The sequence below is a fragment of the Pseudomonas sp. B40(2017) genome, assembly GCF_002112855.1.
In the GTDB taxonomy this organism is placed as follows: domain Bacteria; phylum Pseudomonadota; class Gammaproteobacteria; order Pseudomonadales; family Pseudomonadaceae; genus Aquipseudomonas; species Aquipseudomonas pharyngis.
This window is the reverse complement of record NZ_NEIT01000004.1, coordinates 74,637-96,990: the sequence shown is the minus strand read 5'-3', so window position 1 is coordinate 96,990 and position 22,354 is coordinate 74,637. Positions and strand designations below refer to the sequence as shown.

The following is a 22,354-nucleotide window of genomic DNA, read 5'->3' as shown; positions in this document are numbered from 1 at the left end:
CCATGGCTTTTACTGATCCGTTCATCCGCCGCCCGGTGCTCGCCACCGTGGTCAGCCTGCTGATTGTGCTGCTGGGCTTCCAGGCCTGGAGCAAACTGCCGCTGCGCCAGTACCCACAAATGGAAAACGCCCTGATCACGGTGACCACCGCGTACCCCGGAGCCAACGCCGAAACCATCCAAGGCTACATCACCCAGCCGATGCAACAGAGCCTGGCCAGCGCCGAAGGCATCGACTACATGACCTCGGTCAGTCGCCAGAACTTCTCGGTGATTTCGATCTACGCACGCATCGGCTCCAACAGCGACCGTTTGTTCACCGAATTGCTGGCCAAGGCCAACGAGGTGAAGAACAAACTGCCCCAGGACGCCGAAGATCCGGTGCTGAGCAAGGAAGCCGCCGACGCCTCGGCACTGATGTACATCAGCTTCTTCAGCAAGGAGCTGAACAACCCGCAGATCACCGACTACCTGTCGCGGGTGATCCAGCCGAAACTGGCGACCCTGCCGGGCATGGCCGAAGCGGAGATTCTCGGCAACCAGGTGTTCGCCATGCGCCTGTGGATTGACCCGGTGAAACTCGCCGGCTTCGGCCTCAGTGCCAGCGACGTGACCAATGCGGTGCGCCAGTACAACTTCCTCTCCGCCGCCGGCGAAGTGAAAGGCGAGTACGTGGTCACCAGCATCAACGCCAACACCGAACTGAAGTCCGCCGAAGCCTTCGGCAAGATTCCGCTCAAGGTCAGCGGCGACAGCCGGGTGCTGCTCAGCGATGTGGCGCGGGTCGAGATGGGCGCGGAGAACTACAACTCGATCAGTTCATTCGGCGGTACGCCCTCGGTATACATCGGGATCAAGGCCACGCCCGGGGCCAACCCGCTGGAAGTGATCAAGGAAGTACGCAAGATCATGCCGGAGCTGGAAGCCCAGCTGCCGCCCAATCTCAAGAGCGAAATCGCCTACGACGCCACGCTGTTCATCCAGGCGTCCATCGACGAAGTGGTGAAAACCCTGTTCGAGGCGGTGCTGATCGTGATCGTGGTGGTGTTCCTGTTCCTCGGTGCCCTGCGTTCGGTAGTGATTCCGGTGGTGACCATTCCGCTATCGATGATCGGCGTGATGTTCTTCATGCAGATGATGGGCTACTCGATCAACCTGCTGACCCTGCTGGCAATGGTGCTGGCCATCGGGCTGGTGGTGGACGACGCGATTGTGGTGGTGGAAAACATCCACCGGCACATCGAGGAAGGCAAGACACCGCTGGACGCCGCGCTTGAAGGCGCCCGGGAAATCGCCATGCCGGTGGTGTCGATGACCATCACCCTCGCGGCGGTGTACGCACCAATCGGCTTCCTGACCGGGCTGACCGGGGCGCTGTTCAAGGAGTTTGCGTTGACCCTGGCCGGGGCGGTGGTGATCTCCGGCGTCGTCGCGCTGACCCTGTCACCGATGATGTGCGCCATGCTGCTGCGCCACGATGAAAACCCCACGGGCCTGGCTCATCGACTGGACCGGATTTTCGACAGCCTCAAGCGGCGCTATCAGAGCATGCTGCACGGCACGCTCAATACCCGGCCGGTGGTACTGGTGTTTGCGGTGATCGTGCTGTGCCTGATTCCGGTGCTGCTCAAGTTCACCAAGTCGGAACTGGCGCCGGACGAGGACCAGGGCATCATTTTCATGATGGCCAACGCCCCGCAGCCGACCAACCTCGATTACCTGAACACCTACACCGACGAGTTCATCAAGATCTTCAAGGAGTTCCCGGAGTACTACTCATCGTTCCAGATCAACGGCTATAACGGCGTGCAGAGCGGCATCGGCGGCTTCCTGCTCAAGCCCTGGAACGAGCGCAGCCGCACGCAAATGGAAATCCTCCCCGAGGTGCAGGGCAGACTCGAGGGCATTCCGGGCCTGCAGATCTTCGGTTTCAACCTGCCGTCCCTCCCCGGTACCGGTGAAGGTCTGCCGTTCGAATTCGTGATCAACACCGCCAACGACTACGAGCTGTTGCTGCAAGTGGCCGACCGGATCAAGAAGCGCGCCACGGAGTCTGGCAAGTTCGCCTTCGTCGACCTTGACCTCGCCTTCGACAAACCCGAAGTGGTGGTCGACATCGATCGCGCGAAGGCTGCGCAGATGGGCGTGTCGATGCAGGATCTGGGCGGCACCCTCGCGACCTTGCTGGGCGAGGCGGAAATCAACCGGTTCACCATCGAAGGCCGCAGCTACAAGGTCATCGCCCAGGTCGAACGGGCCTACCGCGATAACCCGGACTGGCTGAACAATTACTACGTGAAAAACACCCAGGGCGAACTGCTGCCGCTGTCGACCCTGATCACCGTCACTGACCGCGCGCGACCGCGACAGCTCAACCAGTTCCAGCAACTCAACGCGGCCAAGCTGTCCGGGTTCCCGCTGGTGAGCATGGGCGAAGCCATCGACAGCGTGTTGCAGATCGCCCGGGAAGAAGCCCCGGCCGGTTTTGCCTTCGATTACGGCGGCGCCTCCCGGCAGTTCGTCCAGGAAGGCAGCGCGCTGTGGGTGACGTTCGCCCTGGCGCTGGCGATCATTTTCCTGGTGCTGGCGGCGCAGTTCGAAAGCTTCCGCGATCCATTGGTGATTCTGGTGACCGTGCCGCTGTCGATCTGCGGGGCGCTGATTCCGCTGTTCCTCGGCTGGTCGAGCATGAACATCTACACCCAGGTCGGGCTGGTGACGCTGATCGGGCTGATCAGCAAGCACGGGATCCTGATCGTCGAGTTCGCCAACCAGTTACGCAAGGAGAAGGGCCTGACACCCCGCGAGGCGGTGGAGGAAGCAGCGGCTATTCGTCTGCGCCCGGTGCTGATGACCACGGCGGCGATGGTGTTCGGCATGGTGCCGCTGATCGTGGCCACCGGCGCCGGTGCGGTCAGCCGCTTCGACATCGGGACGGTGATTGCCACAGGGATGTCGATCGGGACGCTGTTTACGCTGTTTGTCCTGCCGTGCGTTTACACCGTGCTGGCGAAACCCGATCCCAAACCATGACGCAATAAAAAAGGCCTCGCATCAGCGAGGCCTTTGGCTCTTGTAGAAAGAGATTTCAATCGATTCAACTCTGCGGCCTCATCCCTTGAGAAAGTCCGAACATGAACAGCAATAGATCATGATCGGGTTGTGTGGTCACGGCGGCTTTCGCCACCCGTGGCATCGGGCAATGCGGATCACTGGCCGATGCGCCAATGACCTGCATGCGTGGCTGTTCCCAGGCCGCCACCGCCAATGATGCAACTGCCAAGGCTCCTACCAGAAACAAACCTCGTGCAATTTCTAGTTTCATCGCTATAAACCTTTGATAGCGCTGCCAAACGCCGTCTCATAAAAGTAGACGAGTTTTTTCCAGTCCGTAGCGCTGAACGACGAGTGGCGGCGCAGTTGCTTCATGTCATGGGCGGCCGCGCGATGAGCGGTCAGACGCTGACGGCATTTTTCCAGATCGATCAGAGCGACTTCGACCTTGGCCGATTCACCTGCGCCCGTCACCCGCACGAACACGTGCTTGATGTAGATGCAGCTGTGCTGCCAACGGCCCTTGTGCATGCGCGCCAGGTTTTCGGCGAGGTCCTTGAGCACGCGTTCATAGACGGCTTCGCCATATTGCTCACGACCGCCGGCGGCCTTCCATTGCTCAAACTCCTGAAAACCGTCGAGGGATTTGGTCACCAACAGCGCGCGCCAATTGAATTTCGGATCGGGCTGCGCACCACAGAACACGATTTCAGGAACACGAACCCCGAGACGGGAAACCCCGGTCAGCGCATCCAGTTCACGCAACACGGTAGGCCGCCCGAACGGGTGCCGCCAGCTGCGATAGATATGTCCGGTCTGGCGCTTGGCATACAGCAGTTGACCATCGCGCCCCACCACCCGCTGCACACCACTTTCGCCACCACGACGCACATTGGGTTCTTCCACCCACTCACCGCGCTGGTTCCAGTAGTAGTCGAAGCGATCCTCGGGAGCGACTTCCGCTTCTGCTGCAAATTGCACTGCCATCCTCTTACCTCTTGCGTAATACGTAGACTCGCCACATGGCATAGAGCGGAATAAAGTCCAGTTGTTCCTGGATCCGGAATCCTGCTTCTTCGAATTCCTTTTCAACCGTTGCGGCCGGTAACACAAATCGATTCTGGTAACCTTCCTGCCCACGCTTGCGCTCGGCGCGCTTGCGTTTCCAGGCCTTGAAATTGCCGTCCACCCACAGCGAAATGATTACGCTGTCCCGGGTGACACGCTCGAACTCGCGCAGAATCGCCCGGCGGTGCTCGGCTTCGCCGATGTGATGCAGCAGTCGCATGCAAAAAATGCTGTCGACGGCGTTATCAGGCAAGGCAATGTCGAACGCAGATGTGTGCAAGGGTTGTACCCGTTTCACCACATCCGCCGGTTGTGCCTGCATGGCGGTCTTGATCATCGACTCGGAGTTGTCCGCCCCGATGATCACCCGATTGGGTTTTTCCGCCAGCAGTGGCCAGAAACGTCCAGCACCGCATGGCAGGTCCAGCACCAGGCCCGGCTCGCCAACAAGGGTCAACGCCTTGCGGGCCAACTGCTGATCTCGCCAATTGGACAAACGACGCCCCAGACCGTCCTGATGTTTACGCAGGTACTTCTGCGCATGGTTGTCGTCGTATTTTTCGGAAAAATCGAGCTTGATCGGGCCGGCCATCACCAGGACTCCTGAAATTACTGATGACGTCACCTTAAGCAGCGGCGTGTCAGCGTCAGGTCATCCCTTTGTGAAAAAAACGTCATGTAAACCGGCAAACTATTTCAAGGTTATACAGGATTTAGACAGGTTGGAGGCACTCTCGTGTCAGATGCACCGCTTTCAGCGCTTGCCCAGATCCACCTCGAAACGGCAGCCATTAGGCTCCATCGTGCTCAAAGTGACACTCCAGCCCTGGTTCTCGCAGATGCGTTGAACCAGTGACAGACCCAATCCCAGCCCTTCTCCGCGTTTTTCGTTGCCGCGCACAAAAGGCTGGAACATCGCCTCGCGCTTTTCCTCGGGAATGCCGACGCCCGAATCCTCGACCACGAATCCGTTGGCATTGAGGGTCAAGCGAATGAATCCCTGTTCGGTGTAGTGCAAGGCGTTACGCAACAAGTTGCCCATCACGGCATTGAGCAGCGTTGCGTTGTAACGGGTGTCGGGCGGATTGCCCGGTTCGAAAATCAGCTGCAAGCCCTTGGATTCGATGGGCTCTCGCCAGAGGCACAGCAAACTGTCAGCCACTTGCGAGAGGCTTTGCTGGGGCGCCGCGCCGGCGTCTTCACGTTGGGCGCGAGCGAGCATCAGGAAGGTCTGTACCAGCTCACGCATCTCTTCACTGGCCCGCGCAATGCGCTGAACCTGAGCCTTGCCGCGCTGATCGATGCCCGGATTTTCCAGCAGCAGCTCACAAGAGCTGGCCAGCACCATCAACGGCGTACGCAATTCGTGACTGACGTCGCTGGTAAACAAGCGCTCCCGCGTCAGTGCCTGACGCAATCGCCCAAGTGTCGCGTCGAACGCCACCGCAAGCTCGCCCACCTCGTCCGCCGCGTAGTCGGGCGCCAGCGGAGGCGCCAGTCCGAGCAACTGATCGCGATGGCGCACCTGACGCGCCAGCCGCACCACCGGGGCCATCACCTTGCGGGCCAGCACCCAGCCGAGGAACACCGCCAGTGCCAGACTGAGCACGAAGCCCACCAGCACCACGGCGAACAATACGCGCTCGCGCTCTTCGAAATCGCTTTGATCCTGCAGCAGCACATAACGCCGACCATCAACGATCTCGACCATTGCGTGATACGACAGCTGCTCGCGAAAGACTTCATGGAAACCTGAATCCAGGTGTCGCAGGTCCTTGGGCAGCTCGAAATCCCCCGGCCCGCCACTGAAATAAAACAACTGATCCGGTTCTGGTCGATGGCTCCAGTCCGAGACGTTGTCCATCAACAGCAGGCGTTGCAGGTCGCCGCCCAGCCCGGCGGAAATCAGTTTTTCCTCGACCAGGTGCACGGTCGCGACGATGCCCATGGCAAACGCCCCGGCTACCAGCGCGCTCATCAGCGCAAAGGCGATGATGATCCGCTGGGCAAGGCTTTGCTTAAACTCCATCGCGGCCCTCGGCCAAGCGATAGCCCACGCCATGCACGGTGTGCAGCAACGGTTTGGCGAACGGTTTGTCGATCACCTGACGCAATTGGTGGACATGGCTGCGCAGGCTGTCGCTGTCCGGGCAGTCATCGCCCCACAGCGCTTCTTCGAGAATTTCCCGACGCAGGACATGCGGGCTCTTTTGCATCAGCACCGCCAGCAGTTTCAGGCCGACCGGGTTGAGCTTGAGCAATTTGCCTTCGCGGGTCACTTCGAGGGTATCGAGGTCGTAGCTCAGATCGCCGACCTGCAGGGCACGACGGCCGCCGCCCTGGGTGCGGCGCATCACGGCTTCGACCCGGGCCGCCAGTTCCGACAGCGCGAACGGCTTGACCAGATAATCGTCGGCACCGGACTTGAAGCCCTGCAAGCGGTCATCGAGCTGATCGCGGGCGGTGAGCATGATCACCGGCGTATCACGACGGGCGTCTTCGCGCAGGCGCTTGCACAGGGTGTAGCCGTCGATGCCCGGCAGCATGATGTCGAGCACGATCAGGTCGTAATGCTCGGTGGCGGCCAGATGCAGGCCCGACAGACCGTCCTGGGCACAATCGACGGTATAGCCTTTGAGCCCCAGGTAATCGGCCAGATTGGCCAGGATATCGCGGTTGTCTTCGACCAATAGAATTCGCATGGGCACCTCCTCCGTACACGGTAGCGGCCGTCTTGGCCCGCGCAGCTTACGGCCAAGTGTGGCTCACGGCTAGGCGCTGGGCAGGTTGATTTGACTTAATTGCACGGATCGCCGGACTTGACGAGTTTTTCACGAGCGGTCGACAAATCGCCGACAGAACCGGGCGCAGACTCACGCGGTTGTGCTTCTTTGAAGACCTTACCGATGAAGGAATTGCCATGGTTTCGATCTCTGCCCGCCCTGCCTCAAGGCCTTTGAATGTATGGCTTTGCCTGGGTATTCCCGCCGTTGCGGCGGTCATTCTGGTGTTGCTGGAGCTGACCGATCTGGACATGGATCTGGCCCGGCTGTTTTACGATCCGGTCGCGGGCGACTTCATCGGCCGGCACAGTTATTTTCTCGAAGACATCCTCCACGACCGCGCCAAACAAGTGGTGATCGCCTTTTCGGTGTTTGCCATCCTCGGGTTCATCGGCGCGTTTTTTATCGAGCGGCTCAAACCGTTCAAGCGTGAGCTGGGCTGCCTGGTGTTGTCGCTGGGTCTGGCCACCTCTTTCGTCACGCCGGTGAAAGCGGTGACAGCGGTGCAATGCCCCTGGAGTCTTGAACAATTCGGCGGCCACGAAACCTACAGCAAACTGCTGGAGCATCGCCCGCCTACCGACAAGCCCGGTCGTTGCTGGCCGGGTGGTCATGCGGCTACAGGTTTTACCTTGTTTGCGCTGTTCTTCGTGCTGCGTGACCGTCGCCCGCGGCTGGCCCGTCAGGCGTTCATCTTTGCCTTTGCACTGGGGTCGGTGTTTTCGATCAGCCGGATGATGCAGGGCGCACACTTCTTTTCCCACAACGTGTGGACGGCGATCTTCTGCTGGCTGATCTGTCTGGGGTCGTATTACTGGATTCTGTATCGTCCGGCAGTAAAGGGTGAAACAGCGACACAGGCCCGTCCGGTCAACGCATGAAACTCTGAAACGTGGGCAATAAAAAACCCCGTCTGCTCACGCAGACGGGGTTTTTCGTTACTGGGTAAGGCTGGCTTACATCATGCCGCCCATGCCACCCATGCCGCCCATGTCTGGCATACCGCCGCCAGCTGCACCTTCTTTCTTCGGTGCGTCAGCAACGGCAGCTTCGGTGGTCAGGATCAGACCGCCGATGGAGGCTGCAGCTTGCAGAGCCGAACGGGTCACCTTGGTTGGGTCCAGGATGCCCATTTCGATCATGTCGCCGTATTCGCCGGAAGCAGCGTTGTAACCGAAGTTACCTTTGCCGTTCTTCACTTCGTTGACGACTACGCTTGGCTCGTCACCGGAGTTGGCAGCGATCTGACGCAGCGGCGCTTCGACAGCGCGACGCAGCACAGCGATACCGACGTTCTGGTCAGCGTTGTCGCCGGTCAGTTCGGTCAGGGCTTCCAGAGCACGGATCAGCGCAACGCCACCGCCAGGTACCACGCCTTCTTCAACGGCTGCGCGGGTTGCGTGCAGGGCGTCTTCAACGCGGGCTTTCTTCTCTTTCATTTCAACTTCGGAACCAGCGCCAACCTTGATCACTGCAACGCCGCCGGACAGCTTGGCCAGACGCTCTTGCAGTTTTTCACGGTCGTAGTCCGAGGAAGTCTCGGCAACCTGGGCACGGATCTGAGCGATGCGGGCTTCGATGTCGCCTTGAACGCCAGCACCGTCGACGATGATGGTGTTTTCCTTGGACAGGGTGACGCGCTTGGCGTTGCCCAGGTGTTCCAGGGTGGTGCTTTCCAGGCTCAGGCCGATCTCTTCGGAGATCACGGTACCGCCGGTCAGAACGGCGATGTCCTGCAGCATGGCCTTGCGACGGTCGCCGAAGCCTGGAGCCTTGACGGCTGCGACTTTAACGATGCCACGCATGTTGTTCACAACCAGAGTCGCCAGGGCTTCGCCTTCAACGTCTTCGGCCACGATCAGCAGTGGACGGCCGGCTTTGGCTACGGCTTCCAGTACTGGCAGCATTTCGCGGATGTTCGAGATCTTCTTGTCGACCAGCAGGATCAGCGGGCCGTCGAGCTCGGCGACCATGGTGTCCGGCTTGTTGACGAAGTACGGGGACAGGTAGCCACGGTCGAACTGCATGCCTTCTACAACCGACAGTTCGTTTTCCAGGCCCGAGCCTTCCTCAACGGTGATCACGCCTTCTTTACCGACTTTTTCCATGGCTTCGGCAATGATGTCGCCGATGGAGTTGTCGGAGTTGGCGGAGATGGTGCCGACCTGAGCGATGGCCTTGGTGTCAGCGCATGGCTTGGACAGGGCTTTCAGTTCTTTGACGATCGCGATGGTCGCTTTGTCGATACCGCGCTTCAGGTCCATCGGGTTCATGCCGGCAGCGACGGCTTTCAGGCCTTCGTTGACGATCGACTGAGCCAGAACGGTAGCGGTAGTAGTACCGTCACCGGCGTCATCGTTGGCACGGGAGGCAACGTCTTTGACCAGCTGCGCGCCCATGTTTTCGAAGCGATCTTCGAGTTCGATTTCCTTGGCGACGGAAACGCCGTCCTTGGTGATGGTCGGAGCGCCGAAGCTCTTCTCGAGGATCACGTTACGGCCTTTCGGGCCCAGGGTCGCTTTTACCGCGTCAGCCAGAACGTTAACGCCTTTGAGCATCTTGGAGCGAGCGGCATCGCCGAACTTAACTTCTTTAGCAGCCATGATCGATATTCCTTAAATACTTTGTAGTAGCGGGAAAATGAGCGGGGAATCAGCCTTCGATAACAGCGAGGATTTCGTTCTCGCTCATTACCAGCAGGTCTTCGCCGTCGACTTTCACAGTGTTGCTGCCGGAGTAAGGACCGAACACAACCTTGTCGCCTTCCTTCACGGACAGTGCGCGCACTTCGCCGTTTTCCAGAACTTTGCCCGAGCCTACAGCGAGAATCACACCGTGGTTGGCTTTTTCAGCAGCCGAACCTGGCAGGACGATACCGCCAGCGGTTTTCTTTTCTTCTTCGCTGCGACGGATGACGACGCGGTCATGCAGAGGACGAAGCTTCATTGTCGATCTCTCCTAATTGTGGTTTTCATCGGCCGGTGTAGTCCCGGCGGGTTTAACGAATCCGGCCTGCGCCGGTTGCGGCTCGTCGAGCGAACCGCGGAAGTCTGTCCGACTCATACGCCGGAACCTTGCGGTGACCGATACATAAGGGCGCATAAGCTTATTACAAGGGCTGGAGACAAAAAATTTTCATGCGGCTGCATGAATTCGTGCCATAAACGAACACGGCACCCGAAGGTGCCGTGTCGATGCAGAATTTACTTGCTGTCGCGGTGTTCGAACTCGCCTTCGATCACATCGCCTTCGCGGCCAAGAGGCTGGCGTGGTGCAGGACCGCCGCGAGGTTGCAGGTCATCGGCGAACGCTCGCTGGCGCATGGCCTGCTCTTCAGCGCGCTGGCGCATTTTGTTAGCGACCAGCCGACGACTGAACGGCAACAGCAGCACCAGACCGACCACGTCGCTGATGAAGCCTGGCAGGATCAACAGGCCACCGGCCAGGGCCAGCATCAGGCCTTCGAGCATGGTTTGCGCAGGCAGTTCGCCGCGGTTCAGGCTTTCACGGGCACGCAGTGCAGTAGCCAGCCCGGCGACGCGCAGCACGAACACGCCGAACATCGAGCCGAGAATGATCAGCAGCAGGGCCGGGAAAAACCCGATGGCCCCTGCCACTTTGACGAATACGAACAGCTCCAACACCGGGAACAGCAGAAAGAGCAACAAAAAAGGGCGCATCAAAGTTTCCTCAACGCAAGAAATGCCTTGCAGTAAGCCTTAGATGACGTCGCCCTTTCGTGAATTCAAGCGTCGGCCAGCGCATTTTTTGGCCAGACCTCGGCGTGAGCCAGAGAAACCAAGGCCTCGCGCACTTGTATCGGCGTATGACAGGGCGCTTGAAACGGCAGCCAGTACAGCGCCTGACCGATGCGCAGGTGCATGCCTTCGGAGTCGATCCCGGCCATTTGTGCGGGAACGGTTTTCGGCAGCCCGGCGAGGTCCACGTAATGGGCGATGGCCTTGGCGTGGTCGCTGTTCATGTGCTCGACCATGCTGATTTCGGCCTTGCCGGCGAACGGGTTGGCCAGTGTCAGTTGGTCGACCCAATGGATCGCACCAAAGCCGCCTATATAGCGGTGGCGTACCGGCTTGAGCACCCAGAAATCGAAGTCGTGGGCCTTGTGGTAATTCTGCGAATCGGGAAAGTAGCGGTAGTAACGCTCGGCGGCGGCTTCGATGGCGGCAGCGTCTTCGAGTTTTTCCGCCTCGGCCAGATAGGTCAGGCGACCAACGGCTTGCACATCGTCAGCCTCGCGCTCGCCCACCAGCAGCGAACATTTCGGATCTTTCTGCAGATTGTGAGTGTGCTGGGCGATGCGGCTGATCAGGATCAGCGGCCGGCCCTGGTCGTCCAGGCAGTAGGGAACCACGGAGCCGAACGGAAAACCGGGCATCGATCTGGAGTGGGTCGACAGCACGCCACGGTATTCCTTGAGAAGCAATTCTCGGGCATTCTTGGCCACTTCAACGCTCAATTTATGACTCCTTAAATAGAATCCGTCGAAAAAACGGACAGGCGCATGGGATTTGTCCCACTCGCCATCGGGCAGTTCTCATGTGCAACAGGCTGCTGGCCGGTGCAGATCGAGAGGCTACCTGTAAGGACCACTCTGACCTGCTCTCGGGGGCATGCGAATGCAACTCAACGACAAAGTAATCATTATCACTGGCGGTTGCCAAGGCTTGGGCCGCTCGATGGCCGAGTATTTCGCGGGCAAGGGCGCGAAGCTGGCGCTGGTCGACCTGAACCAGGAAAAACTCGACGACGCGGTCGCGGCCTGCAAGGCCAAGGGTGTCGAGGCGCGCAGCTATCTGTGCAACGTCGCCAACGAAGAGCAGGTGACGCACATGGTTGCCCAGGTCGCCGAAGACTTCGGCGCGATCCACGGCCTGATCAACAACGCCGGGATCCTGCGCGACGGCCTGCTGCTCAAGGTCAAGGACGGCGAGATGACCAAGATGAGCCTGGCCCAATGGCAGGCGGTGATCGACGTCAACCTGACCGGCGTGTTCCTCTGCACCCGTGAAGTGGCGGCGAAAATGGTCGAGCTGAAGAACAGCGGCGCGATCATCAACATCTCGTCGATCTCCCGCGCGGGCAACGTCGGCCAGACCAACTACTCCGCCGCCAAGGCCGGCGTCGCTGCAGCGACCGTGACCTGGGCCAAGGAACTGGCGCGCTATGGCATTCGCGTGGCCGGTATCGCGCCGGGCTTCATCGAAACCGAGATGACCCTGGGCATGAAGCCGGAAGCGCTGGAGAAAATGACATCGGGCATTCCGCTCAAGCGCATGGGCAAGCCGGAAGAGATCGCCCATTCGGCGGCGTACATCTTCGAGAACGACTACTACACCGGCCGGATTCTGGAGATGGACGGCGGGCTGCGCATCTGACCTCTGTCGCGCAATGAAAAACGCCCCGGTGCACAGGCACCGGGGCGTTTTTGTTTAAACCACAGCCATCAATCGTCGCTGATGGTGATGTTCGGCATTGCCGGCGACGCCGCTTCCTGCAGCACGATCCGCGCGCCGACGTGGCGGGCCAGTTCCTGATAGACCATGGCGATCTGGCTGTCCGGCTCGGAGATCACCGTCGGCTTGCCGCCGTCGGCCTGCTCGCGGATCAGCATCGACAGCGGCAACGAGGCCAGCAGCTCGACGCCGAACTGGGTCGCCAGCTTCTCGCCACCGCCCTCACCGAACAGATGCTCGGCGTGTCCGCAGTTCGAGCAGATGTGCACGGCCATGTTTTCCACCACGCCCAGCACCGGAATGTTGACCTTGCGGAACATTTCCACGCCTTTACGCGCATCGAGCAGCGCCAGATCCTGCGGTGTGGTGACGATCACGGCGCCGGCCACCGGGACTTTCTGCGCCAGGGTCAGCTGAATGTCGCCGGTGCCTGGCGGCATGTCGATCACCAGATAATCCAGGTCGCCCCAGGCGGTTTGCGTCACCAGTTGCAGCAGCGCGCCGGAGACCATCGGCCCGCGCCAGACCATGGGCGTGTTGTCGTCGGTCAGAAACGCCATCGACATCACTTCCACGCCATGGGCCTGCAGCGGCACGAACCATTTCTGATCCTTGACCTGCGGGCGGGTGCCCTCGGGAATGCCGAACATGATGCCCTGGCTCGGGCCGTAGATATCGGCGTCGAGAATCCCGACCTTCGCGCCCTCACGGGCCAGCGCCAGTGCCAGGTTGGCGGCGGTGGTGGATTTGCCCACCCCGCCCTTGCCCGACGCAACGGCGACCACGTTCTTGACATTGGCCAGCCCGGGAATCTGCGCCTGGGCCTTGTGCGCGGCGATCACGCTGTTGACCTCGACCTTCGCAGTCACCACGCCGTCGAGGTTTTCGATGGCCAGTTGCAGCAATTGCGCCCAGCCGCTCTTGAACAGACCGGCGGCATAGCCGATTTCCAGCTGCACGCTGACGCGATCGCCGGTGATTTCGATGTTGCGCACGCAACCGGCGCTGACCGGATCCTGGTTCAGGTAAGGGTCGGTGTATTGGCTGAGGACGGCTTCCACCGCTGCGCGAGTGACGGCACTCATGGGCAACTCCGATAACAAGACTGGGAAAAGATGGCGGGTATCCTACCCCTTCTGTCCTCCGGACGGCATGCCCGGCAACGATTTGCAGAGGTGAAATATCTTTCCCGGCGCTTTATAGTGGCCGACCTCCGTTTCATCAAGTAGCGAAGCCCCACATGTCCGAACCACGCAAGATTCTCGTCACCAGCGCCCTGCCCTACGCCAACGGTTCGATCCACCTTGGCCATATGCTGGAATACATCCAGACCGATATGTGGGTGCGCTTCCAGAAGCATCGCGGCAATCAGTGCATTTATGTCTGCGCCGACGACGCCCACGGTTCGGCGATCATGCTGCGCGCGGAAAAGGAAGGCATCACCCCGGAACAACTGATCGCCAATGTCCAGGCCGAACACAGCGCCGACTTTGCCGAGTTCCTGGTGGACTTCGACAACTTCCACTCCACTCATGCCGAAGAAAACCGTGAGCTGTCGAGCCAGATCTACCTGAAGCTGCGTGACGCCGGGCACATCGCCCAACGTTCGATCACCCAGTATTTCGACCCGGAAAAGAAAATGTTCCTGGCCGACCGCTTCATCAAGGGCACCTGCCCGAAATGCGGCACCGAAGACCAGTACGGCGACAACTGCGAAAAGTGCGGCGCGACCTACGCGCCGACCGATCTGAAGGATCCGAAGTCGGCCATCTCCGGCGCCACTCCGGTGCTCAAGGATTCCCAGCACTTCTTCTTCAAACTGCCGGATTTCCAGGAAATGCTCCAGGCCTGGACCCGCAGCGGCACCCTGCAGGACGCCGTGGCCAACAAGATCGCCGAATGGCTGGACGCCGGCCTGCAACAGTGGGACATCTCCCGCGATGCGCCGTACTTCGGTTTCGAGATCCCGGGCGAGCCGGGCAAGTACTTCTACGTGTGGCTGGACGCGCCGATCGGCTACATGGCCAGCTTCAAGAACCTCTGCAACCGCACGCCGGAGCTGGACTTCGACGCGTTCTGGGGCAAGGACTCCACCGCCGAGCTGTACCACTTCATCGGCAAGGACATCGTCAACTTCCACGCCCTGTTCTGGCCGGCGATGCTCGAAGGCGCGGGTTTGCGCAAGCCAACCGGGATCAACGTGCACGGCTACCTGACCGTCAACGGTCAGAAGATGTCCAAGTCCCGCGGCACCTTCATCAAGGCCCGTACCTACCTGGATCACCTGTCGCCGGAATACCTGCGCTACTACTACGCGGCCAAACTCGGCCGTGGCGTGGACGACCTCGACCTGAACCTCGAAGACTTCGTGCAGAAGGTCAACTCCGATCTGGTCGGCAAAGTCGTCAACATCGCCAGCCGTTGCGCCGGTTTCATCCAGAAGGGCAACGCCGGTCTGCTGGTGGACACCAACGCCGCACCGGAACTGACCGAAGCCTTCCTGGCTGCCGCGCCGAGCATCGCCGACGCCTATGAGGCCCGCGACTTCGCCCGTGCCATGCGCGAAACCATGGCGTTGGCCGACCGCGCCAACGCCTGGATCGCCGACAAGGCGCCATGGTCGCTGAACAAGCAGGAAGGCAAGCAGGATGAAGTCCAGGCGGTCTGTGCCACGGCGATCAACCTGTTCCGCCAGCTGGTGATCTTCCTCAAACCGGTGCTGCCAGTGCTGGCCGCCGATGCCGAGGCGTTCCTCAACGTCGCCCCGCTGACCTGGAACGACCACACCACCCTGCTGGCCAACCACCAGTTGAACGAATTCAAACCGTTGATGACCCGCATCGACCCGGTAAAAGTGCAAGCCATGACCGACGCCTCGAAAGAAGACCTGACCGCCAGCCAGACCGACACCGGTGCCGCCGCGCCTGCCGGCAATGGCGAACTGGCCAAGGATCCGCTGTCGCCGGAAATCGACTTCGACACCTTCGCCGCCGTCGACCTGCGCGTGGCGCTGATCGTCAAGGCTGAACACGTTGAAGGTGCGGACAAGCTGCTGCGTCTGACCCTCGACATCGGTGACGAGCAACGCAACGTGTTCTCCGGGATCAAGAGCGCTTACCCGGATCCGTCGAAGCTCGACGGCCGCCTGACCATGATGATCGCCAACCTCAAGCCACGGAAAATGAAGTTCGGCATCTCCGAAGGCATGGTGATGGCAGCCGGCCCTGGTGGTGAAGAAATCTACCTGCTGAGCCCGGACAGCGGCGCCAAGCCGGGTCAGCGCATCAAGTAAGATTCTGCCCTGACAGATCCCACAGGCGTGCTCCGTGCGCCTGTGGGATTTTTCATATCTGGCCCGCCCTCCACGGCTGCCGGATAATGCCTAACCTTAAGTGACACAGGCCCGTTCCTGCCGGCAGAACCATGACCGAACTCGTGCTTACGCTCTTCAGTGCTGCGCTGATCAACAACTTCGTGTTGCACTGGCCGCTGGGCGTCGATCCGCTGATGGCGGGCGAACGCCATCAGGTGCATGCGCTGGGGCTGGCAACGTTGTGTCTGATGCTGCTTGTCGGTGTGGCGGGTTACGTGCTCTGGCATTGGCTACTGGTGCCGTTGCAACTGGAATTCCTGCGCCTGTTTGTGTTTATGCCGTTGAGCATCTTGCTGATCACGCCGTTGCTGAAGCTGTTGGCGTATTGGCTCCCCGCTCTGCCATTCGATGGTTTGTGGCCGCTGTTGCTGGGCAATGCCGGTGTGCTGGGACTGACGCTGATCAACGCGCAAGCGGACAAAGGCCTGTTTCATGCGATTGCGCTGAGCCTTGGCGCCGGTCTGGGTTTCTGGCTGGTATTGAGCCTGTTCAACGATTTGCGCGAACGCACAGCCGACAACGATATTCCCCTGCCCTTTCGTGGCCTGCCGATCCTGTTGATCGGCGCCGGACTGATGGCCGTGGCTTTTCTCGGATTCAGTGGACTGATCAAAACATGAGTCTGATTCAACGCATCGATGCCCTGCTGCCGCAGACCCAATGCGGCAAGTGCGGCCATCCCGGATGCAAACCCTACGCTGAAGGCATTGCCGACGGCGAGCCGATCAACAAGTGCCCGCCGGGTGGCGACGAAACCATCGCGGCGCTGGCCGAACTATTGAAAATCCCGGTGCTGGAGCTGGACACCAGTCGCGGTTCGGCGCCGCCGCAAGTGGCCTACATCCGCGAGGCCGAATGCATCGGCTGCACCAAATGCATCCAGGCCTGCCCGATCGACGCCATCGTCGGCGCAGCGAAGCTGATGCACACCGTCATCATCGACGAATGCACCGGTTGCGATCTGTGCGTGGCGCCCTGCCCGGTCGACTGCATCGAAATGCACCCGTTGCCGCCGGGCACGCTGCCGGTGGTCGGCGGCCTGGCCGCCAGCCTTGCAGAACAGCAGGCCCGCACGGCCAAACGCGATCACGCCCGCCAGCGCTTCGAACGGCGCAACGCTCGTCTGCAACGCGAAGAACAGCAGAAGCAGGCCGAACGCGAAGCCCGCGCGCAGCGCGCGGTTCAGGTCGAAGTCGCCGCCACTACGCTCGATCCGGTGCAGGCGGCGCTGGAACGGGTGCGTGCGCAAAAAGCCGCGACCGCCGATGCTGCGCTGAAAAAAGCCAAGATCGATGTGGCCATGAGCCGGGCGCAATTGAACAAGTCGCTCAAGGCCTTCGGTCATCCGCCGACCTTCGATCAGCAATCGCAACTGATCGTCCTGCAACAACAGTTCGAAGCGGCCGAACAGGCACTTGCGAAGCTGGAAAGCAGCGCGGCACCTGCGCCGGTCGTGGCCGCCCCGGCAAAGGACGCCGATCTGAAACGGGCGAAAATCCAGTTGGCGATGCGCCGTGCCGAACTGAAAAAAGCGCAAACCGCAGAGGCCCCGCCAGCCGAGATCGCCGCGCTGGAGCAAGCGCTGCGTGACGCCGAACAGGCGCTGCACAACGCCGAAGCCGCCAGCGATCAACCGGCGCCGGAGCTTGTGCGTGTCGAGAAACGCCCGATCGACGATCAGCTGCGTCAGCTGAAAACCGAACTGGCCTACGCTCGCGCCGATCTGAACAAACTGCAACGGCGCGACGGCACGCCCGCCGACATCCTCGAAAAGGCCCGCGCCCGCCTGCAAGAAGCAGAGCGGCAGGTACAAGCCCATGTCATCCATTGAAACCAGAGACGAGCACCTGCAACAGGCAATGAAGCTGGTTTTGCTGGCGACATTGCCGGGATTACTGGCGTTGTTCTGGTTTTACGGATGGGGCGTGCTGATCAACCTGATCCTGTCCGTCGTCACGGCCTTGGGGGTTGAAGCTGCCGTGACTTATCTGCGCCGGCAACCGCTGCAGTCCACCTTGAGCGATGGCAGCGCGGTGGTCAGCGCCACGCTTCTGGCGATCGCGCTGCCGCCCTATTGCCCGTGGTGGCTGACGGTCACTGCGATCGCCTCGGGCCTGCTGCTGGGCAAACATCTGTACGGTGGCGTGGGCCGAAACCCTTTCAACCCGGCCATGCTCGGCTTCGCCTTGGCCATGGTGATGTTCCCTCAACCGATGACCCACTGGCCGGCCCACGGCATGGAGCTGACGGCGGCTTTTGGCCAGGTGTTCAATCTGGGCGCGCAACCGGACGCCTGGGTTCAGGCCACCGCGCTGGACAGTCTGCGCATCAATAAAAGCCTGACCATGGATGAACTGTTTGCCGGCGATCCGGCGTTCGGTCGCGTTGGCGGGCACGGCGTCGAATGGGTGAACCTGGCGTTCCTCGGCGGTGGGTTGTTGCTGTTGCAGCGTCGAGTGTTTGGCTGGCACGCGCCGGTCGGCATGCTCGCCAGCCTGTTCGTGACCAGCCTGTTGTGCTGGAACGGCTCGGGATCCGACTCCCACGGCTCGCCGCTGTTTCACCTGCTGAGCGGCGCGACCATGCTCGGGGCGTTTTTCATCGTCACTGAACCGGTGTCGGGGGCAAAAAGCCCGCTCGCCCGTCTGTTGTTCGGCGCGGGCGTGGGGTTGCTGACTTATGTGATTCGCACCTGGGGTGGTTACCCCGACGGCGTGGCGTTTGCAGTGCTGCTGATGAACCTGTGCGTGCCGGCGCTTGAGCGTTTCGCCATGGCCCGTCAGGCGCAGGTGGCACCATGAACCGCACGAGCAGCCTGATCACACTGGTGTTGATCAGCGCGCTGGGCATCGGCGTGACATGGTTGGTGCAACGCAGCAATGCGCCGCAGATCGCCGCCGAACAGCGTCTGCTTGAAAGTCGCAAGCTGCTGGACGTGCTGCCGGCCGACAGTTACGACAATCAGCCGCTTGAACAACCTCTGGCGCTGACCGACATCCACCTGAGCCACAGTCAGTTGCTGGGCACTTATCGGGCGAGCAAAAGCGGCCAACCCGTGGCGGTGCTGCTGCGCAGCCAGGCCCAAGGTTATGCCGGCAATATCGAGTTGCTGATTGCCATCGACGCCAACGGTCGATTGCTCGGTGTCAAAACCCTCGAGCAAAACGAAACGCCTTCGCTGGGTGGACATATCGGCGACTGGCCAAATAGCTGGCTTCAGACCTTTAGCGGAAAATCGAGCAGCCAGCCGACGGACAGCGGATGGGCTCTGAAAAAGGATCAGGGACAGTTCGACCAGATCGCGGGCGCCACCATTACGTCTCGTGCGGCGATCAATACCATCCACGATGCCCTGCGTTACTTCGATGAACACCGGACGACCCTGCTCGGGAGCGCGCCATGAACACGTCAGCGACACTGTCGAATTCAATGATGCTGGTGCTATTGATCGGTGCCACCGACTCCGTGGCGGGTGCGCTGGCGACGTTGTTGATGTTTACGGTTGTCGTGGGCGTTTACGGTTTGTGCATGGCACCGCTGCGCTCGCGCCTGAGCAGCGAGAGCCTGTTGCCGGTCAGCCTGGTGCTGGCCGCAACCCTGGCGGGCTGCGCCGATATTGTTCTGCAACGCGGTGCGCTGCAGTGGCATCAACTGATCAGTCTTTATGCCGGGTTGATTGGCTTGCAGTGCGTCGTGCTGGAGCACGATGGATTTTTTCGCCAGCCTGTACGTGAACGTCTGAAACAGTGCGGGCTGTTTGTCGCGCTGATGATTGCGCTTGCGATGTTGCGTGAGCTGATCGGTCAGGGCAGCATCGGCCATCACCTGTCGGATCACTGGCAAGGTTTGATTCTGTTCGGCGACGGTCTTCATTTCGCGACGCTGGCTCCCGGCGCCTTCCTATTGCTTGGGCTGTTACTGGCCGCCCGTCAGGCCTGGATTCGGCCTGCCGACCTACCCGAGGAAACGCATCACCCATGAATGCCGCAAAACGTCTGGAGATCTTCCGCCGGTTGCACGAGGACAATCCCGAACCCAAGACTGAACTGGCCTATTCTTCGCCTTTCGAACTGTTGATCGCAGTGATTCTGTCTGCACAATCGACGGATGTCGGGGTGAACAAGGCAACGGCCAAGCTGTTCCCGGTGGCGAACACGCCGGCGGCCATTCACGCGCTAGGCGTTGAAGGTCTGTCCGAATACATCAAGACCATCGGCCTCTATAACAGCAAGGCCAAAAACGTGATCGAGACCTGTCGTCTCCTGGTCGAGCTGCACAATGGCGAAGTCCCGCAGACTCGCGAAGAACTGGAGGCCTTGCCGGGCGTTGGCCGCAAAACTGCCAATGTCGTGCTCAACACTGCGTTCCGACAGTTGACCATGGCCGTTGACACCCACATTTTCCGGGTCAGCAACCGCACCGGCATTGCACCGGGAAAAAATGTGGTCGAGGTGGAAAAGAAGCTGATGAAGTTCGTGCCAAAGGAATACCTGCTCGACTCGCACCACTGGCTCATTCTTCACGGACGCTATGTGTGTCTGGCACGCAAGCCCCGCTGTGGCAGCTGTCGGATCGAAGATTTGTGCGAGTACAAGCACAAGACTTCCGACGATTGAGCGGCTATTGGAGTTATTGATTTATCGATTGAAAAAATCTTTTTTACCATCCGCTGGAATATCGATATAAGGGGCGCCAAAGGCAGTCTTAGCCTGGAGTTGACCTTATGACTGACAGCAAAGAACAACTGGATGTAGACGACGATTTCATCGCTGCCGAAGCCGAAGACGCCGAACCGGTGGTTGAAGTTGCCAAGACCAATCTCAGCAAGCGCCGAACCATCGACAACCTGCTTGAGGAGCGCCGACTGCAGAAGCAGTTGGCCGATTACGACTTTGATCTCTGATATTTGAAAGCCTCCCGAAACGGAGGCTTTTCTCTTTTTTGCTACTCGCTGATTCCGATCCGCCCATGATCCGTCAGCCACAGAAACTCTCAGACCAGGCCGTTCCGCTGCGCCAACTCAATCAGATCCACCAGCGACCGCGCATTGAGCTTTAAAAGCAATCGGGTCTTGTAGGTACTCACGGTCTTGTTACTGAGGAACATCCCGTCGGCGATTTCCTTGTTGGTCTTGCCGCGCGCCAGTTGCTGCAACACCATCATTTCACGCCCGGACAGGCGATCCACCATATCGGCCTCGCTGGCATTTCCCAGGCTGGTCCTCACCGTATGCAACGCCTGATTCGGAAAATAGCTGTATCCGGACAGTACCGCCTTGATTGCACTCAGCAACTCCGTCAGATCCTGTTGCTTGCAAACATAACCCGCCGCCCCCGATTGCATGCAACGCATGGAAAAGTGTCCCGGTGACTGGGACGTCAGCACGAGCACCTTCAACGGCATCGCACTTGTCGTAAGACGCGCAATGACTTCCAGTCCATCCAGTTTCGGTATGCCGATATCCAGTATTACGATATCCGGCATCTGATCACGGGCAAGTTGTAATGCATCCACTCCATTGTCGGTTTCTGCAATGACTTCGTAGCCATGACGTTCCATCAGCATACGCACCGCAAGACGAATGACGGGGTGATCATCCACGATCAGCACTTTATTCATGGGCAAGTCCAGTTTCGCTGTTCGAATTTTTAGAACCGGCACAATAACGCAGTCATTTCACTCATGGCATGGAGAAGTTCATTCACACCGGCATCAAGAGACAACTCCTACAGCCAATAAAGATTATTCCTACAGAAAAGGACCACCAGAAAAATACCAGCCTGAAAAGAACATAAAGCCCGCCACCCTGCCGATCGCCACTCGAAAACTATCCAACAAAAAACAAACCCACCGAAAGAAATAAAAAGCTGAAACAACATACTTATATTAATTCAACGGTATTTCCGATAAACACCAGCTAACTAGCGTCGGAGCACCAACCCGACACCCAGCTATACAAATCACTAGAACCCCATGACGAGATCAGCAATTTCATGAGCAGAGCACATGTTAAAACCCAACAGAAAGATCACCAACCCCATCAGCATTATCGCCGTATTTGCATTGATAACGGAGACCTCGGCAGCGGTTTCCCTGCCCTTTCTGGATAACGAAGAACGGAAGATCTACATTTGGCTTTTAATCAGCTTTCCTTTTTTCCTGTCGTTCCTGTTCTTCATAACTCTTAATTTCAACTATCGCTCCCTTTATGCACCTTCAGACTTTGAAAACGACAGTAGTTTTTTAAAGGCATTTGAGGAAACTGGATCCCACATGCATGAAACAGCGACACAGACCGATATAGAATTACACACAGTAAAACTGCAAAAGTTTTTAACTACGCTATATATCGTTGATATCAGGGGACGGACTGCCGAATTTGACACAGATGCGCTATTGAAAAAAATCCCACACTCTTCCAAGCACTCACTCAGAATATTCCTGTTCCTGACCCGCTCGACATCGGACGCTTCATTAACAGAAAACATCTTCAAATCGTTTAAACAGGCAAAGAAGGCTGCCGGAACGGCCTACTGCATTGCTTACGACGTGGATTCAATGAGCATGATCCAGGTGGAAAAGGTTTGAACGCCCCGCAGAAAG

Annotated in this window: 23 protein-coding genes; 12 read left to right on the top strand and 11 right to left on the bottom strand. The window is 59.4% G+C overall.

Annotated elements, in window-relative coordinates; all coding sequences use genetic code 11:
- Positions 1-2: 2 nt before the first annotated feature.
- Complete coding sequence (locus tag CAF76_RS11150) at positions 3-3,032, top strand: multidrug efflux RND transporter permease subunit (RefSeq protein ID WP_085647261.1); 3,030 nt, start codon at positions 3-5, stop codon at positions 3,030-3,032.
- Positions 3,033-3,096: 64 nt separating this feature from the next.
- Here CAF76_RS11150 and CAF76_RS11145 read toward each other — a convergent pair whose 3' ends face one another.
- The 5 genes from CAF76_RS11145 to colR form a co-directional block, all read right to left on the bottom strand.
- Entirely contained in the window at positions 3,097-3,324 is a 228-nt protein-coding gene (locus CAF76_RS11145) for a hypothetical protein (protein WP_085647260.1), read from the bottom strand.
- A 2-nt stretch (positions 3,325-3,326) separates the two neighbouring features.
- On the bottom strand, positions 3,327-4,040 hold the full coding sequence (locus CAF76_RS11140; protein ID WP_064599119.1) for a lipopolysaccharide kinase InaA family protein: 714 nt from the start codon (positions 4,038-4,040) through the stop codon (positions 3,327-3,329).
- 4 nt (positions 4,041-4,044) lie between these two features.
- The gene (locus CAF76_RS11135; RefSeq protein WP_011335719.1) at positions 4,045-4,713 is read right to left on the bottom strand and encodes a class I SAM-dependent methyltransferase; all 669 of its coding nucleotides are present in this window, start codon (positions 4,711-4,713) and stop codon (positions 4,045-4,047) included.
- Between the two features lie 162 nt (positions 4,714-4,875).
- Positions 4,876-6,150, bottom strand: a complete 1,275-nt coding sequence (locus tag CAF76_RS11130; protein ID WP_064599121.1) for a HAMP domain-containing sensor histidine kinase — start codon at positions 6,148-6,150, stop codon at positions 4,876-4,878.
- Positions 6,140-6,823 (bottom strand): two-component system response regulator ColR, encoded by a 684-nt coding sequence (gene colR / locus CAF76_RS11125; protein ID WP_007953224.1) that lies wholly within the window; start codon positions 6,821-6,823, stop codon positions 6,140-6,142. Before colR ends, CAF76_RS11130 begins: the two co-directional genes overlap by 11 nt.
- A 218-nt stretch (positions 6,824-7,041) precedes the next feature.
- Here colR and CAF76_RS11120 point away from each other — a divergent pair, with 218 nt between their 5' ends.
- Entirely contained in the window at positions 7,042-7,785 is a 744-nt protein-coding gene (locus tag CAF76_RS11120) for a phosphatase PAP2 family protein (RefSeq protein WP_085647259.1), read from the top strand.
- 75 nt (positions 7,786-7,860) lie between these two features.
- Here the strand turns inward: CAF76_RS11120 and groL are convergent, their stop codons facing one another.
- The 4 genes from groL to CAF76_RS11100 all read right to left on the bottom strand — a co-directional run bounded on the left by groL (position 7,861) and on the right by CAF76_RS11100 (position 11,381).
- Positions 7,861-9,507, bottom strand: coding sequence for a chaperonin GroEL (gene groL, locus CAF76_RS11115; protein WP_039765873.1), 1,647 nt, complete (start codon positions 9,505-9,507; stop codon positions 7,861-7,863).
- A 49-nt stretch (positions 9,508-9,556) separates the two neighbouring features.
- On the bottom strand, positions 9,557-9,850 hold the full coding sequence (locus tag CAF76_RS11110) for a co-chaperone GroES (RefSeq protein ID WP_085647258.1): 294 nt from the start codon (positions 9,848-9,850) through the stop codon (positions 9,557-9,559).
- Between the two features lie 257 nt (positions 9,851-10,107).
- On the bottom strand, positions 10,108-10,584 hold the full coding sequence (locus CAF76_RS11105; protein ID WP_064599125.1) for an FxsA family protein: 477 nt from the start codon (positions 10,582-10,584) through the stop codon (positions 10,108-10,110).
- Between the two features lie 65 nt (positions 10,585-10,649).
- Positions 10,650-11,381 (bottom strand): HugZ family protein, encoded by a 732-nt coding sequence (locus CAF76_RS11100; protein ID WP_085647257.1) that lies wholly within the window; start codon positions 11,379-11,381, stop codon positions 10,650-10,652.
- Positions 11,382-11,541: 160 nt separating this feature from the next.
- Between CAF76_RS11100 and CAF76_RS11095 the strand changes: the two genes are divergently transcribed.
- Positions 11,542-12,300 carry an SDR family oxidoreductase gene (locus CAF76_RS11095; protein ID WP_011335726.1) on the top strand — a complete coding sequence of 253 codons (759 nt, stop codon included), beginning with the start codon at positions 11,542-11,544 and terminating at the stop codon, positions 12,298-12,300.
- Positions 12,301-12,368: 68 nt separating this feature from the next.
- On the opposite strand, the gene apbC is transcribed toward CAF76_RS11095, so the two are convergent.
- Entirely contained in the window at positions 12,369-13,463 is a 1,095-nt protein-coding gene (gene apbC / locus CAF76_RS11090) for an iron-sulfur cluster carrier protein ApbC (protein ID WP_064383825.1), read from the bottom strand.
- Between the two features lie 155 nt (positions 13,464-13,618).
- Here apbC and metG point away from each other — a divergent pair, with 155 nt between their 5' ends.
- The 8 genes from metG to CAF76_RS11050 all read left to right on the top strand — a co-directional run bounded on the left by metG (position 13,619) and on the right by CAF76_RS11050 (position 20,654).
- Positions 13,619-15,670 (top strand): methionine--tRNA ligase, encoded by a 2,052-nt coding sequence (metG, locus tag CAF76_RS11085; protein ID WP_039765864.1) that lies wholly within the window; start codon positions 13,619-13,621, stop codon positions 15,668-15,670.
- Positions 15,671-15,801: 131 nt separating this feature from the next.
- Complete coding sequence (locus CAF76_RS11080; protein WP_085647256.1) at positions 15,802-16,371, top strand: electron transport complex protein RnfA; 570 nt, start codon at positions 15,802-15,804, stop codon at positions 16,369-16,371.
- Positions 16,368-17,582 (top strand): electron transport complex subunit RsxB, encoded by a 1,215-nt coding sequence (rsxB, locus tag CAF76_RS11075; protein WP_085647255.1) that lies wholly within the window; start codon positions 16,368-16,370, stop codon positions 17,580-17,582. The genes CAF76_RS11080 and rsxB overlap by 4 nt, the downstream gene beginning before the upstream one ends.
- Positions 17,569-18,552 (top strand): RnfABCDGE type electron transport complex subunit D, encoded by a 984-nt coding sequence (locus tag CAF76_RS11070; protein ID WP_085647254.1) that lies wholly within the window; start codon positions 17,569-17,571, stop codon positions 18,550-18,552. Before rsxB ends, CAF76_RS11070 begins: the two co-directional genes overlap by 14 nt.
- Entirely contained in the window at positions 18,549-19,154 is a 606-nt protein-coding gene (locus CAF76_RS11065; protein WP_085647253.1) for an RnfABCDGE type electron transport complex subunit G, read from the top strand. The genes CAF76_RS11070 and CAF76_RS11065 overlap by 4 nt, the downstream gene beginning before the upstream one ends.
- Positions 19,151-19,732 (top strand): Rnf-Nqr domain containing protein, encoded by a 582-nt coding sequence (locus CAF76_RS11060; protein ID WP_085647252.1) that lies wholly within the window; start codon positions 19,151-19,153, stop codon positions 19,730-19,732. The genes CAF76_RS11065 and CAF76_RS11060 overlap by 4 nt, the downstream gene beginning before the upstream one ends.
- Positions 19,729-20,367, top strand: a complete 639-nt coding sequence (nth, locus tag CAF76_RS11055) for an endonuclease III (RefSeq protein ID WP_085647251.1) — start codon at positions 19,729-19,731, stop codon at positions 20,365-20,367. Before CAF76_RS11060 ends, nth begins: the two co-directional genes overlap by 4 nt.
- Before the next feature lie 107 nt (positions 20,368-20,474).
- Positions 20,475-20,654, top strand: a complete 180-nt coding sequence (locus CAF76_RS11050; RefSeq protein WP_039765850.1) for a PA3496 family putative envelope integrity protein — start codon at positions 20,475-20,477, stop codon at positions 20,652-20,654.
- Positions 20,655-20,743: 89 nt separating this feature from the next.
- Here CAF76_RS11050 and CAF76_RS11045 read toward each other — a convergent pair whose 3' ends face one another.
- Positions 20,744-21,370, bottom strand: a complete 627-nt coding sequence (locus tag CAF76_RS11045) for a response regulator transcription factor (protein ID WP_007953203.1) — start codon at positions 21,368-21,370, stop codon at positions 20,744-20,746.
- A gap of 387 nt (positions 21,371-21,757) precedes the next feature.
- Between CAF76_RS11045 and CAF76_RS11040 the strand changes: the two genes are divergently transcribed.
- Positions 21,758-22,339 (top strand): hypothetical protein, encoded by a 582-nt coding sequence (locus CAF76_RS11040; RefSeq protein ID WP_085647250.1) that lies wholly within the window; start codon positions 21,758-21,760, stop codon positions 22,337-22,339.
- The last annotated feature ends 15 nt before the right edge of the window (positions 22,340-22,354 follow it).